Annotated in this window: 14 protein-coding genes; 8 read left to right on the forward strand and 6 right to left on the reverse strand. The window is 62.2% G+C overall.

What is annotated here, in order from left to right:
* Positions 1-92 precede the first annotated feature (92 nt).
* Positions 93-2,318, reverse strand: coding sequence for a DNA internalization-related competence protein ComEC/Rec2 (locus KZX66_RS11435; protein WP_248079431.1), 2,226 nt, complete (start codon positions 2,316-2,318; stop codon positions 93-95).
* 135 nt (positions 2,319-2,453) lie between these two features.
* Between KZX66_RS11435 and KZX66_RS11440 the strand changes: the two genes are divergently transcribed.
* The gene (locus tag KZX66_RS11440) at positions 2,454-2,975 is read left to right on the forward strand and encodes a DUF2062 domain-containing protein (protein ID WP_248079432.1); all 522 of its coding nucleotides are present in this window, start codon (positions 2,454-2,456) and stop codon (positions 2,973-2,975) included.
* Here the strand turns inward: KZX66_RS11440 and KZX66_RS11445 are convergent.
* Positions 2,972-4,339 (reverse strand): sensor histidine kinase, encoded by a 1,368-nt coding sequence (locus KZX66_RS11445; RefSeq protein WP_248079433.1) that lies wholly within the window; start codon positions 4,337-4,339, stop codon positions 2,972-2,974. The genes KZX66_RS11440 and KZX66_RS11445 overlap by 4 nt on opposite strands.
* A complete protein-coding gene (locus tag KZX66_RS11450; RefSeq protein WP_248079434.1) occupies positions 4,329-5,057 on the reverse strand; it encodes a response regulator transcription factor in 729 nt (242 codons plus the stop codon). Before KZX66_RS11450 ends, KZX66_RS11445 begins: the two co-directional genes overlap by 11 nt.
* Before the next feature lie 206 nt (positions 5,058-5,263).
* Between KZX66_RS11450 and KZX66_RS11455 the strand changes: the two genes are divergently transcribed.
* The 4 genes from KZX66_RS11455 (at position 5,264) to KZX66_RS11470 (ending at position 9,976) form a co-directional block, all read left to right on the forward strand.
* Positions 5,264-8,017 carry a response regulator gene (locus KZX66_RS11455; protein WP_248079435.1) on the forward strand — a complete coding sequence of 918 codons (2,754 nt, stop codon included), beginning with the start codon at positions 5,264-5,266 and terminating at the stop codon, positions 8,015-8,017.
* A gap of 56 nt (positions 8,018-8,073) precedes the next feature.
* On the forward strand, positions 8,074-9,063 hold the full coding sequence (locus tag KZX66_RS11460) for a 2-hydroxyacid dehydrogenase (RefSeq protein ID WP_248079436.1): 990 nt from the start codon (positions 8,074-8,076) through the stop codon (positions 9,061-9,063).
* Positions 9,064-9,134: 71 nt separating this feature from the next.
* The gene (locus KZX66_RS11465; protein WP_248079437.1) at positions 9,135-9,575 is read left to right on the forward strand and encodes a hypothetical protein; all 441 of its coding nucleotides are present in this window, start codon (positions 9,135-9,137) and stop codon (positions 9,573-9,575) included.
* Positions 9,572-9,976, forward strand: a complete 405-nt coding sequence (locus tag KZX66_RS11470; protein WP_248079439.1) for an META domain-containing protein — start codon at positions 9,572-9,574, stop codon at positions 9,974-9,976. The genes KZX66_RS11465 and KZX66_RS11470 overlap by 4 nt, the downstream gene beginning before the upstream one ends.
* Before the next feature lie 79 nt (positions 9,977-10,055).
* Here KZX66_RS11470 and KZX66_RS11475 read toward each other — a convergent pair whose 3' ends face one another.
* Complete coding sequence (locus KZX66_RS11475; RefSeq protein WP_248079441.1) at positions 10,056-10,517, reverse strand: TlpA disulfide reductase family protein; 462 nt, start codon at positions 10,515-10,517, stop codon at positions 10,056-10,058.
* A gap of 115 nt (positions 10,518-10,632) precedes the next feature.
* On the opposite strand from KZX66_RS11475, the gene arsC reads away from it, so the two are divergent.
* The 3 genes from arsC to KZX66_RS11490 are packed head-to-tail and all read left to right on the forward strand — an operon-like array spanning position 10,633 to position 11,988.
* Complete coding sequence (arsC, locus tag KZX66_RS11480) at positions 10,633-10,986, forward strand: arsenate reductase (glutaredoxin) (RefSeq protein WP_248079443.1); 354 nt, start codon at positions 10,633-10,635, stop codon at positions 10,984-10,986.
* Entirely contained in the window at positions 10,983-11,597 is a 615-nt protein-coding gene (gene wrbA, locus KZX66_RS11485; RefSeq protein ID WP_248079445.1) for an NAD(P)H:quinone oxidoreductase, read from the forward strand. The genes arsC and wrbA overlap by 4 nt, the downstream gene beginning before the upstream one ends.
* Complete coding sequence (locus tag KZX66_RS11490) at positions 11,581-11,988, forward strand: DUF2069 domain-containing protein (protein ID WP_248079447.1); 408 nt, start codon at positions 11,581-11,583, stop codon at positions 11,986-11,988. The genes wrbA and KZX66_RS11490 overlap by 17 nt, the downstream gene beginning before the upstream one ends.
* A 34-nt stretch (positions 11,989-12,022) precedes the next feature.
* Here KZX66_RS11490 and KZX66_RS11495 read toward each other — a convergent pair whose 3' ends face one another.
* Complete coding sequence (locus KZX66_RS11495) at positions 12,023-12,694, reverse strand: DNA-3-methyladenine glycosylase I (protein ID WP_248079449.1); 672 nt, start codon at positions 12,692-12,694, stop codon at positions 12,023-12,025.
* Between the two features lie 68 nt (positions 12,695-12,762).
* The gene (gene ttcA, locus KZX66_RS11500; protein WP_248079451.1) at positions 12,763-13,587 is read right to left on the reverse strand and encodes a tRNA 2-thiocytidine(32) synthetase TtcA; all 825 of its coding nucleotides are present in this window, start codon (positions 13,585-13,587) and stop codon (positions 12,763-12,765) included.
* Between the last annotated feature and the right edge of the window lie 260 nt (positions 13,588-13,847).

Below are 13,847 nucleotides of genomic sequence, written 5' to 3' on the forward strand. Positions count from 1 at the left end.
AAAAAGTGCGCCACTTTACCATATAGGTTCGGCAGCAGGGTTCGTGGCCTTGGAGTCGCCCGTGGCAGGCTCCACTGCGCGTTAACGCGGGATCAGGGTAACGCTTCGCGCCAGAAACGGCGTTGACTGCGCGCAACATCCGGCGGTGCGAAGGCGCCCAATTGCAGGCGTACGGCCCCCTGCTCGGCAGTGTCGTAGACACGGCTGCCCAATGCCTCATAACGCTGCATGACCTGCGAGTGCGGATGGCCGAAGGCATTGCTGCGCCCGCGGGAAATCAGCACGGATGTCGGCGCCAGCCGTTGCAGGAAAGGCCGCGACGACGAACTGCGGCTGCCATGGTGAGGGGCCTGCAACCAATCGGTGCGTACCGCCAGGGATGAGGCGAGAAACGCCCGTTCAGCGTCGCGATCAATATCCCCCGTGAGCAGCAACCGCTCGCCATTGGCCTGCACCTGAAGCACACAGGACTTGGGGTTACCCGCGATGGCGTCGGGCCACTGCCACAGTTCGAATGACACACCGTCCCACGTCCAGCGCTCACCGCTGACACAGGGTTGTGTGTGCAGAAACGCGGGCAAGCCTTCGGTTTCGCCACCCACGACGCGCTTGACCGGCAACCCCCGGGCAACGGCCGCCGCGCCGCCCGCATGGTCGGCGTCGGCGTGGCTGAGCACCATCAGGTCCAGCGCCTCCACACCCAATTTTTTCAAAGCCGGCAGCACCACGCGCGCGCCCAGGTCGAAGGCTCCCGAGCGCAGCCCCGCGTCGTAAAGCAGGGTGTGATGGCGGGTGCGCAGGATCACCGCCTGCCCCTGCCCCACGTCCAGTTGCACCACCTCTGCCCGCCCATGGGGTACCAGTTCACGCGGTGGAAAGACCGCCAACAGCAACATCGGCCAGCCCAGCAATCGCAACGGCACACCGCTGGGCAGCAGCAATAACAACGCGCCCGCCAGGCTCACCCACCAGTACACCAAAGGCACCTCCGCCGGGATCCACGCAGGCACTTGCCCGGCAAGCCAGGCGAGCCCTCGGAACAACCCATCCAGCGCCCCACCCGCCAGCCATAATAGGTTTTCCCCCACACACGGCAGCCGCAACAGCACAGTCCCCAGCAGTGCCAGCGGCAACACCACCAGGCTGATCCACGGCACGGCGACCAGATTGGCCAGCGGCGCACTGACACTGATGGGTAAACCGAGCAGCAGCAACACCGGAAACAGCCCGATGGCGATCAACCACTGGGGGCGGGTCCAGGCCTGCCAGACACGCCACGGCCCCAGACGCCCGCCGAACGCAAAAATCAACACCGCGACGGCGGAGAAGGACAGCCAGAATCCAGGTTGCAGACTGGCCAATGGCTCCAGGACCAACACTCCGTCCAGCGCCAGCAGCAACGGCCACCAGAACCCCAGATGGCGAAAGCGCAATCGCCATAAAAGCACCAACCCCACCATGACGCAGGCCCGCTGCACCGGCACGCCGAACCCGGCCAGCAAGCCGTAGCCCAGCGCCGCGGCAAACGCCAGGCCACAGGCCCACGGCAGCCATGGCCAGGTGCGCGGCCAGCAACCGTAACGTGCCAGCAGCGCCACCAGCCCGTAGACCAACCCGGCGAGCAGGCCGATGTGTTGGCCGGAAATCACCAGCAGGTGCACCGTTCCGGTGTCCTGCAATACCTGCCAATCTTCGGCCGCCATCCCGGAGCCATCGCCCAGCACCAATGCGGCCAACCCGGCTTCTCGGCCCCAGGCATCCACGCTCAGCAGGCGTTGGCGGAGCGTATCGCGCCAGGCATGCCGCGCCGGCGACAACCGCTCACCATCCTTGACCGACCCCGTGGCGCCGACGCGCTGGGCCAGCAGCCAGGCCTCGTGATCAAAGCCGTGGAAATTCAGCAAGCCGGACGGCCGCTTGAGTGTCACCGCCAACCGCCAGCGCTCTCCGCTACGTACCGCTGGCCCGCCGTGCCAGGAGACCCGCATGCGCGTGGGCAATCGCGCGTTGCGCGACCGGCTGTCGGCCAGTTCAAAACGCACGCCGCTGGCGGTCTGCTGCGGCAAGCCGATCACACGTCCCTCCAACCAGCGCGTCTGACCGTCGAGCGCCGGCCGCAGTCGGTCATCCAGCGCCCATTGCGCGCTGAGGCACGCCCAGCCCAGCCCCATCAGGAAAAACGCCACGGGATAGGTGCGAAACGGCAGCAACATGAGTGCCAACACCAACATGGCTATCAGCCACCCCGTAGCTGGCAGCGCGGGCAAAAAACGCAGGGCGAGCAGCCCCAGCGCCAATGCGAACATCCCTGTTTTCATGGATCATCCTTTTCAAGTGATCCACTCAGTCATAGCTGGGCAACCAGGGTGCCCTATGATGTTTTGTCACAAAGTCTGAATTTTCTGTTTATAGAATGCGCGCATACTTGCCCCTCGAACTGACCTGGACCCCTTATGCCTCGGCGCTTATTCAAACGGTACATGCCCGACCCCACCAGTATCAGGGAACACAAGTCATTACAGTTTCTTGGCACTTTGCTGCATGACCCGAACCTTTGGCACCTGAACCGACACTCGGTGGCGCGCGCCATGGCGGTGGGTCTGTTCGCAGCCTTTATACCGATCCCCTTGCAGATGCTGCTGGCCGCGGTACTGGCGATCACGGTGCGTGGCAATATGCCGATCGCCATCAGCCTGGTCTGGCTGACCAATCCAATCACCATGCCCGTAGTGTTTATCTGCACCTACATGACCGGCGCCTGGCTGATGAATGTACCGCCACGCAGCCTGCCTGATGACTTGACCTGGGAATGGATCAGCGGCCAGCTGAGCACGCTGTGGCAGCCCTTCCTGTTGGGCTCGGTGGTGCTGGGAATGGTGCTCGGTGCACTGGCCTATTGCCTGACCATGGGTTACTGGCGTTGGTGGGTCGCGCACCAGTGGAGGAAACGCAAACAGCGTCGCAATCAGGCCTAGCGCGCCGTCAAACGCAGGTGCACCCGCAGACCCTGGCCGGTATTTTCCGCCCACAGGCTGCCGTCCTGACGCTGCACGGCGTTGCGTGCAATGCTCAGGCCCAGCCCAAAGCCGCCATCGCCAGGCCGCGAGCCATCCAAGCGGGTAAATGGCGCAAAGATACGCTCCAGGTCCTCCTCGTCGATGCCCCCGCCCTGATCCTCCAGCCACATGTGCCAGAACTCACCATCGCGTCGCCCATCGAGGCACACCATTCCGTCCTGCGGAGAATGGCGGATCGCATTGCGCAGGATATTTTCCAGCGCCTGGGCCAGTGCATTCAGGTTACCCCGCACCCAACAATCAGCCGGCAACAGGCAAGGCATGCGCGACGCCGGCCAGCCACTCTCAAAACAGGCGTTCTCGCGCAGCATGTCCCAGAGCGCTTGTACCTGAATATCCTCTTGGGTCAGGGGCGCCCGTTCGGTGTCCAGCCAAGCCAATTGCAGGCTGTCTTCCACCAGGCGTTGCATGGCGTCGATCTCTCGACCCAGCCGTTCACGCAGACGCGTCAAGTCCTGCTCACTGTCACAGGCCACGCGCAGACGGCTCAACGGCGTGCGCAATTCATGGGACATGTCTCGCAGCAACTGCTGCTGCAACACCACCGTGCCCTGCAGACGCTCGGACATATGGTCAAACGCGCGCCCCAACTCACCCAATTCATCCTGGCGGCTGGTGGCGTCATGGGACAACCGCGTATTCAACTGATCGGCGCGCCAGGCATTGGCCTGCTCGCGCAACTGGTTGAGGGGCATGATCAACAACCGATACAGGCCAATACACAACAATAAGGTAAACAGGCCGGGGATCACGCCGCGGGTCACTACCCGCCAGAACACTTGGTAGCGACCCGGCATAAAGCGCTGCGGCAACTCGATCACCAACGAACCGGCGCCCGGCTCGGCCGGAAAGGGGATCTTCAACCACGGCAAGCCCTTCACATGCCGACTGACGGGCCAATCCAGGCCACGCAAAAACGTCAGACGCTGGCTTTCGGTATCGGTCAGCGGGTAGCTGCTCAACGACTGCAAATCATTGCCGATCACACCAATCCACGTGCTTTCTTGTTTGCCCATTGCCTGCAACCACTCATCCACGCCTGCGGGGCCGTCGCGATTCCAGGCCTGTTCGGCGCCAACCGCGTAACCACTCAAGGTCATCCTGGCCTCGTCGGACAGGTACGCGTTCTTCTGTTCCATGTAGCGGCCCCACGACCAACTGAGCCAGATCATCAGCAAACAGAAGGCGATCAGCAGGCAGGCCAGCTTCCAGAATAACGAATGCCTGCCCGGCAACCGTTTCAGCGATGCCTCAAAGCCCATGGTCGTGACCGCTCAACACATAGCCCCTGCCCCACACCGTGCGCACTTCGCGCTCGCTGTAACCGATGGCCTTGAGCTTGCGGCGGATCTGGCTGATATGCATGTCGAGGCTGCGGTCGTGAGGTGCATAACCGCGTTGCAGCACGTGCTGATAAAGGAAGGCTTTGCTGAGCACCTCGTCACCATTGCGGTGCAGGGTTTCCAGCAGACGGTATTCACTGCGCGTCAGGCCGGCCCAATGCTCCAGATAGAACACATCACACAGTTCATCGTCGAAGCGCAGGCTACGCACATCGTCACGCACAGGCGCCAGGGCCTGCGACGGCCGCTGATCCAGCGCCACCCGGCGCAGGATGGCCTCGATACGCACGCGCAACTCGACCATGCTGAACGGTTTGGGCAGGTAGTCATCGGCCCCCAGGCGGAAGCCGCTGATGCGATCGGCTTCGGCGCCCAGGGCGGACATCAGGATCACCGGGATCGAATGACTGCGCCGCAAATGGGTGAGGACCGACAGCCCGTCCAGCCCCGGCAACAGGATATCCATCAACACCACATCAAAGGCTTGCTCACGGGCCAACTCCAGGCCTTGCTGGCCGTTCTGGCACCATGTGACCTGAAAGCCAGAGCGCCCCAAATGCTCATGCACATACGCACCGAGCACGGGATCATCTTCAATCGTCAGGATACTGGGTAGGCCAACTGCTGCGGGATTCATTAGCGTCTGCAAGTCATTCTCAATCACGCGATTATTCAAGATTACCCCGCCACAGGCAATCGCCACCGCGCAATGAATGGCCCGAAGATTGCGCCCTGTCATTAATTTGCAAGATTGCGGGCCGCGCAAATGGCTACACTGCGCAGGTGGCGCGGGCCGGATGCCGGCGCGGAAGATTGATATCAGTGTGGTAGCAGGAGAGTGGCGTGCTTAGAAGAATGGGGATAAAAGGCCGCGTACTGTTGCTGACGTTATTGCCGACCAGCCTGATGGCGCTGCTGTTGGGGGGCTATTTCACCTGGATGCAACTCTCGGAGCTGCAGACTCAGTTGCTGCAGCGCGGCGAAATGATCGCCGAGCAACTAGCGCCCCTGGTGGCCCCGGCCCTGAGCAGCAAGAATACCGAGCTGCTGGAACGTGTAGCCACCCAATCCTTGGAACAGCCCGACGTGCGCGCCGTATCGTTCCTCGGGCCGGACCGCGCGACCCTCGCTCATGCCGGGCCGACCATGCTCAACCAACCGCCGGTGGGCAACAGTTCACACTTGTTGCAGCGCACCGGCAACGACGCAACCCGTTACCTGCTGCCGGTGTTTGGTCGCCATCGCAACCTGGCGGGCGACTTTATTCCCGATGAAGCCGACCGACTGCTGGGCTGGGTTGAAGTGGAGCTGTCCCACAACGGCATGTTGCTGCGTGGCTATCGCAGCCTGTTCGCGAGCCTGTTACTGATTGCCATCGGCCTGATTTTTACTGCGGCCCTGGCGTTGCGCATCAGCCGCACGATCAACTCGCCGATTGGCCAAATCAAGCAAGCCGTGGCGCAACTCAAGGACGGCAACCTGGAAACCCGCCTGCCACCGTTGGGCAGCCAGGAACTCGACCAACTCGCCTCAGGCATCAACCGCATGGCCGAAACCCTGCAAAACGCCAGGGAAGAATTGCAACACAGCATCGATCAGGCCACCGAAGACGTGCGCCAGAACCTGGAAACCATCGAGATCCAGAACATTGAACTGGACCTGGCACGCAAGGAGGCCCTGGAAGCGAGCCGCATCAAGTCGGAGTTCCTGGCCAACATGAGCCATGAAATCCGCACGCCGCTCAACGGTATCCTGGGCTTTACCCACCTGCTGCAAAAAAGCGAACTCACCCCGCGCCAGCTCGACTACCTGGGCACCATCGAAAAATCCGCCGACAACCTGCTGGGCATCATTAACGAGATCCTCGACTTCTCGAAGATCGAGGCCGGCAAGCTGGTACTCGACAGCATCCCCTTCAACCTGCGCGACTTGCTGCAAGACACGCTGACTATCCTCGCCCCTGCGGCCCACGCCAAACAGCTGGAACTGGTGAGCCTGGTCTACCGCGACACCCCGCTGGCCTTGGTGGGCGACCCGCTGCGACTCAAGCAGATCCTCACCAACCTGATCAGCAATGCGATCAAGTTCACCCGCGAAGGCACCATCGTGGCCCGCGCGATGATCGAAGACGAGCAGGAAGACAGCGTGCAGTTGCGCATCAGCGTGCAGGACACCGGCATCGGCCTGTCCAGCCAGGACGTGCGTGCGTTGTTCCAGGCGTTCAGCCAGGCGGATAACTCGCTGTCGCGCCAGCCCGGCGGCACCGGGCTGGGCCTGGTGATCTCCAAGCGCCTGATCGAGCAGATGGGCGGTGAAATCGGCGTCGACAGCACACCGGGCGAAGGCTCCGAGTTCTGGATCAGCCTGAACCTGCCCAAGACCCGCGATGATGTCGAAGACTTGCCCTGCGCGCCGTTGCTGGGCCATCGCGTCGCCGTGCTGGAAAACCATGAGCTGGCGCGCCAGGCCCTGCAACACCAACTGGAAGACTGTGGCCTTGAAGTCACGCCGTTCAACACGCTGGAGAGCCTGACCAACGGCATCACCAGCGCCCATCAGACCGAACAGGCGATCGACCTGGCGGTACTCGGCGTGACCGCCAACGACATACCGCCCGAGCGCCTCAACCAACATCTGTGGGACCTCGAACACCTGGGTTGCAAAGTGTTGGTGCTGTGCCCGACCACCGAACAGATGCTGTTTAGCCAATCGGTACCCAACCCCAACAGCCAATTGCAGGCCAAGCCTGCGTGTACCCGCAAACTACGCCGGGCACTGGCCGACCTGATCAGCCCGCGCCCATCACGCAACGAGCCGGGCGAGCCGTTGTCCAGCCGTGCCCCCCGGGTGCTGTGTGTCGACGACAACCCGGCGAACCTGTTGCTGGTGCAAACCCTGCTGGAGGATATGGGCGCCAAAGTGCGTGCGGTAGAAAGCGGCTATGCGGCGGTCGACGCGGTAAAACAGGAGACCTACGATCTGGTGTTAATGGACGTGCAAATGCCCGGCATGGACGGTCGCCAGAGCACCGAGGCGATTCGTCAGTGGGAAAGCCAGCGCCATGGCACGCCATTGCCGGTGGTGGCTCTGACGGCCCACGCCATGGCCAACGAGAAACGTGCCTTGCTGCAAAGCGGCATGGACGACTACCTGACCAAACCCATCAGTGAGCGGCAATTGGCCCAGGTGGTGTTGAAGTGGACCGGCCTGGCCCTGCGTAACCAGGCACCGGAGCGCGTCACTGAAGGCCTTGGTCCAGGCGTACAAGTGCCGGTGCTGGACCATGAAGAAGGTCTGCGCCTGGCCGCCGGTAAGGCTGATCTGGCCGCCGACATGCTCGCCATGTTGCTGGCCTCCCTGGAGGCCGACCGCCAGGCCATCAACGTTGCCCGCGATGCCAATGACAACATCGCCCTGATCGAGCGCGTGCACCGCCTGCATGGCGCCACGCGCTACTGTGGCGTGCCGCAATTGCGCGCCGCCTGCCAACGGGCGGAAACCCTGCTCAAGCAGGACGACGCCAAGGCCATGAGCGCACTGGACGAACTGGAAATGGCCATCGCCCGGCTGGCCAGTGAAGCTCGGATCAGTGCCTGAGGCTTATGGAAACCGGGCCATAGGCGACTTCACCTAATCATTGCAGGGAGCTTTTAATGCGCGTCATTCTTTTCAGCAGCCAAGCCTACGACCGTGACAGCTTCCTCGGCGAACCCTTGCCGCCGGGTCTGGAGCTGCAATTCCAGCCAGCCCGGCTCAACCTCGACACGGTGGCCCTGGCCGAACACCACGAGGTGGTCTGCGCATTCATCAACGATGACCTCAGCGCAGCAGTGCTGGAGCACCTCGCCAATGGCGGCACGCGGCTGATCGCGCTGCGCTCGGCGGGCTACAACCACGTCGACCTGACCGCCGCCAAACGCCTGGGCCTGACCATCGTGCGGGTGCCCGCCTACTCACCCCATGCCGTGGCCGAACATGCGGTGGCGCTGATCCTGGCGCTCAACCGCCGCCTGCACCGCGCCTATAACCGCACCCGCGATGGCGACTTCAGCCTGCACGGCCTGACCGGTTTCGATTTGGCGGGCAAGACCGTCGGTGTGGTCGGCACCGGCCAGATCGGCGCAACGTTCGCCAGGATCATGGCCGGCTTCGGCTGCACACTGCTGGCGTACGACCCCTTTCCCAACCCGCAGGTCCAGGCCCTGGGGGCGCGGTACGTGAGCCTGCCCGAGTTGCTGGCGCACGCGCAGATCATCAGCCTGCACTGCCCGCTGACGGTCGACAGCAAGCACCTGATCAATGCCAGGTCCCTGGCGCAGATGCAGCCCGGTGCGATGCTGATCAACACCGGTCGCGGTGGCCTGGTGGACACCCCGGCGTTGATCGAAGCCCTCAAGGACGGCGGGCTCGGCTACCTGGGCCTGGACGTCTACGAGGAAGAAGCGCAGCTGTTCTTCGAGGACCGCTCCGACCTGCCCCTGCAAGACGACGTGCTCGCACGCCTGTTGACCTTCCCTAATGTGATCATCACCGCGCACCAGGCATTCCTGACCCGCGAGGCCCTGGCGGCGATTGCCGGTACCACCCTGGCCAACATCGCGGCCTGGGCCGATGGCCGTGCACAAAACCGCGTAGAGGGATGATCAGCGGTCATATACCAGGCTCATGATCAGCAGGCACCCGTGATAGGATGCCGCGCCTATTTGGAGGATCCATGGCCGAACACGATTTCCGCTTCAGCTTGCTGAGCCCGCAACACACCCTCATCGAATGCCGCGCCCTGGTGCCGGGCCGTTACCAAGTCACTGGCAACGGTGGTTCGATCAAGCATGGCGATGTACTGATCGTCACCCTGCGCGGCAGTAAAACCCTGTCGATGCGCCTGAATGTCGAAGGGGACGCGCGCTATTCGATTCGCCCGGCAGGCCAATGGGTCGCCATGGCCCAGGGGCCAAAATTCGGCGAGTTGGAGATTCACACCTGGAAGGTCAACTGCGACAGCTGCGACACCGTGCTGGAGTTTGAATTCGCGGTGGAAACCAAGCTGACCAAAGAACCGCTGCAACCGGCCGCCAACGCGCGCATCCAAGCGCTGGGCTGGGCCCGCGACGCCGACAAACACCGCTGCCCGAAATGCCAGCAGGCCGCGCAATGAAACGCCTGCTTCTGCTCGCCGCCGCCATGGCGGGCCTGAGCGGTTGCGCAGGGAATGCGGTCAAGCTCAAGCAGAATCACAGCTATGTGGTGGAGTGGATCGGTGAGCGGCCGTTGATGGATTACGCGCACCTGACCGTCACCCTCGGTGAGGATGGCCGCGCCTACGGCAACGGCGGCTGCAACCACTGGTTTGCGCCCTACACCCTGGACGGCGACAAGCTCAGCTTCGGCAAGCTTGGCAGCACCCGCAAGCTGTGCGGCGAGGCCTTGATGGAACAGGAGCAACGTTTCTTCCAGGCTTTGCAGGGCGTGCAGCGCTGGGACATCTCACCCATCGAGCAGACGCGTTTCTGGCCCGCCGAGGGCAAGCCGATTCGCTTGTGGCTTGAAGAGGGCTGATTCCAGATATCTGCAGGTCATGAGATGCAAAGACGGGAGCGGGCTTGCCCTCTCCCCCCTTTTGCTGAGGCAAATGACGCTAGCCGCGCAAAGCCTTGAGTTTGGCCAACACCCCTTCCGCCGTCTGTTCACCCATCAACTGCTCACGCACCTTACCCTTGTCATCGATGATGTAAGTCACCGGCAAGGCTTCACTGCGTGGAATGTCAAAGATCCCCTCAGGGTTCTGCGCCAGCACGGTGAACTTGATCCCCAGCTTGTCGCTGGCGGCCTTGAGTTCTTCACCCTGTACGTTGTCGAAGTTGACCCCGAACACACCTACGTTCTGGGCCTTGAGCTGTTCGGCCAGAGCATTGAGCTCCGGGATTTCCGTGCGACACGGGCCACACCACTCAGCCCAGTAGTTGACCACCAGCCATTGCTTGTCCAGGCGTTCGGCCGCGATTTTCTGGCCATATTGGTCAACGCCATAGTCATTGCCGCAGCCGCTGAGCAGCAGGGTTGTGATGATCGCCAATGCACCGATCAGTCGACTTGTCATGGGGTAATCCTTCGCAAAAATGAACGTTGGCTGCGACCTATCGCCTCTTACGGTTTAAGGACGGGGCGCCGCGCGGGTAGAATACCCGCCACCTTACGCAAGATGCGACCCGCACATGACCGATCTGACGCTTTATCACAACCCGCGCTGCTCGAAATCCCGCGGTGCGCTCGAACTGCTGGAAGCGCGCGGCCTCGCCCCGATCGTGGTGCGCTACCTGGAAACCCCGCTGAACGCCGCGCAAATCAAGGCCTTGCTCACCAAGCTCGGCCTCAGCGCGCGCCAACTGCTGCGCACCGGCGAAGAAGAATACCAGCGCCTGAACCTGGCCGATGCAAGCCTCAGCGAAGCACACCTGATCGCAGCCATTGCTGAACACCCCAAGTTGATGGAACGCCCGATCCTGGAAACCGCGAGCAAGGCCATCATTGGCCGCCCACCGGAAAACGTACTGGAGATTCTGCCGTGACCACACCGTATGTGCTGGTGTTGTATTACAGCCGCAACGGCTCGGTCAGTGAAATGGCGCGGCAGATCGCCCGGGGCATTGAGCAAGGCGGCATGGAGGCGCGTTTGCGCACCGTGCCGGCGATCTCCACCGAGTGTGAGGCCGTGGCGCCAAGCATTCCGGATGAAGGCGCGCTGTATGCCAGCCTCGACGACCTGAAAAACTGCTCAGGCCTGGCCCTCGGCAGCCCGACGCGTTTCGGCAATATGGCAGCGCCGCTCAAGTATTTCCTGGATGGCACCAGCAACCTGTGGCTCACCGGCGCCCTGGTCGGCAAACCGGCTGGCGTGTTCACCTCCACCGCCAGCCTGCACGGCGGCCAGGAAACCACGCTGATGTCGATGCTGCTGCCTTTGTTGCACCACGGCATGCTGATTACCGGCCTGCCCTACAGCGAACAGGCGCTGCTCGACACCCAGGGCGGCGGCACGCCGTACGGCCCCAGCCACCATTCCGGGCCGGACGGCAAGCGCCTGCTCGACACCCATGAAATCGCCCTGTGCCGCGCATTGGGCCTGCGCCTGGCCACCACCGCAACGCTGCTGGAGAACGGCCGTGGCCAGAAAGCCTAAGGTGCTGCCACCCCAGGCGTGGCTGGAGCCACGCGTGAACGTGGCGCGCGCGCTGAGCCTGCTGGCGTTCTTCGGTCTGGTGGGGTTGCTGTGCGGTTATTACCTGTTCGTCGCCGACCTGCACGGCGCGCGGCCATGGGTGATCCTGCTGATCGAACTGGTGCCCTTGCTGGTGCTGGCGCCGGGGATGCTGACCGGCAGCGCACGCGGGCATTCGTGGATGTGCTTTGTGGTGAACCTGTATTTCATCAAGGGCGCGCTGGCCGCGTACGACCCGAACCGCCAGTGGTTCGGGGTGCTGGAGATGCTCGCAAGCTTGGCCGTGTTCTGTACTGCGCTGCTTTACGTGCGCTGGCGGCATCAGTTGAATCGGCGGCTGGCGCAGGCCTGAGTGGCGAGCGAGCTTGCTCGCTCCACCCCACAGATCAGTGATTGACGGTGTACGCCAGCATCATCGACAACTGACACATCGGCCGCCCACTCTCTTCGTGCCACCGGTTGAACGCCGCCTGCACCGTGGCAAGGTCGCGCAGGCTGGTCGGCGCTTTGTCGACGATCTTCTGCGCATTCAACGCCGCGACCACATCATCGCTCGGCACAAACGTGTCCTTGCCCACCATGCGCAAAAAGCGCGGCGCCGACAGCCCGCCCAACTGGTGCCCGTGCTTGCTCAGATACTTCCACAGACCAACGATATCAGTCACCGGCCAGTCGGCGATAAACGCGCCAAAGCTGCCCGTCTCCTGAACAACATCCAACATCATTTGCGCATTGCGCGGCACGCTCTTGAGCTTGCCCAGGTGGCGGATGATGCGGGTGTCCTGCATCAAGCGCTCCAAGTGTTCGGCGCCCATCAACACAACTTTTTCCGGATCGAAGCCGAAGAACACCTGCTCGAACGCCGGCCACTTGGCGTCGACCACGCTGTGCTTCAAGCCCGCACGGAATACCCGCAGGGCCAGGGTCGACAGGTAACGGTCATCACTGATCTTGCGCAGTTGTGCCGGGGTCTTGGGGACAGGCAGGTGGGCGTCCAACTCGGCCGCTGAACCGAAGCGGTTCAGACAATATTCGTGCAGCCACTTGTAATCGCGCATGCCCTCTCCTGGGGGTAGAAAATCAAAACGGCGCCCATGAGCGCCGTGTTTCAGAGCGTTGAACAGCGTCAGAGGTTCACCACATTGACGAAACGCGAAGCGGCGCTCTCATCAATTTTCAGGCTGCTGAAGTCGAACAGGTTGCGGTCGGCCAACTGCGATGGAATCACGTTCTGCAGGCTGCGGAAGATGCTTTCGGTGCGACCTGGAGTCTTGCGCTCCCAGTCCACCAGCATTTCCTTGACCACCTGGCGTTGCAGGTTTTCCTGGGAGCCGCACAGGTTGCACGGGATGATCGGGAACTGCTTGAGGTCGGAGTAAGCCTGGATGTCCTTCTCGTTGCAATACGCCAGCGGCCGAATCACCACGTTGCGCCCGTCATCGGCACGCAGCTTGGGCGGCATGGCCTTGAGGGAGCCATTGAAGAACATATTGAGAAAAAAGGTCTCGACGATATCGTCGCGGTGATGCCCAAGGGCCATCTTGGTCGCACCGATCTCATCGGCGAACGTATACAGCGTGCCACGGCGCAGGCGCGAGCACAGCGAGCAGGTGGTCTTGCCTTCCGGGATCAGTTCCTTGACCACCGAATAGGTGTCTTTTTCGACAATGTGGTACTCCACGCCCAACGCTTTGAGATAGGCCGGAAGCACATGCTCGGGAAAGCCCGGTTGCTTCTGGTCCATGTTGACCGCGACGATCTCGAATTTGATCGGCGCGACCTTTTGCAGGTGCAGCAGCACATCGAGCATTGTGTAGCTGTCTTTACCGCCGGAGAGGCAGACCATGACCTTGTCGCCGTCCTCGATCATGTTGAAATCGGCGACTGCCTCACCGGCCAGGCGACGCAGGCGTTTTTGCAGTTTGTTCTGGTTGACCGTAAGAGTGCCCATGGCGCTTGGATCCGCTGAAGGTGTGTGACGAAAAGCCGGGTATTTTACGCAAAAAAACTGGCGAGAGCGCTAGCACTAAAAGACCCCGCCGCGATTAACCCCAATGTTTACAGCGCAATTTGCTCTAAAGCCCTACAGTTTTTCCGGTCATCCCTTCCTATACTGCGACTAGAGGTCGCACACATCTATCCGGACCTTTGAGGCCATGTGGCCCGTGGGCGCTCCGCTGGGGGGCGATGGTAATAACGACAGGAGTGACT

The organism is Pseudomonas sp. EYE_354, assembly GCF_023148575.1.
GTDB lineage: Bacteria > Pseudomonadota > Gammaproteobacteria > Pseudomonadales > Pseudomonadaceae > Aquipseudomonas.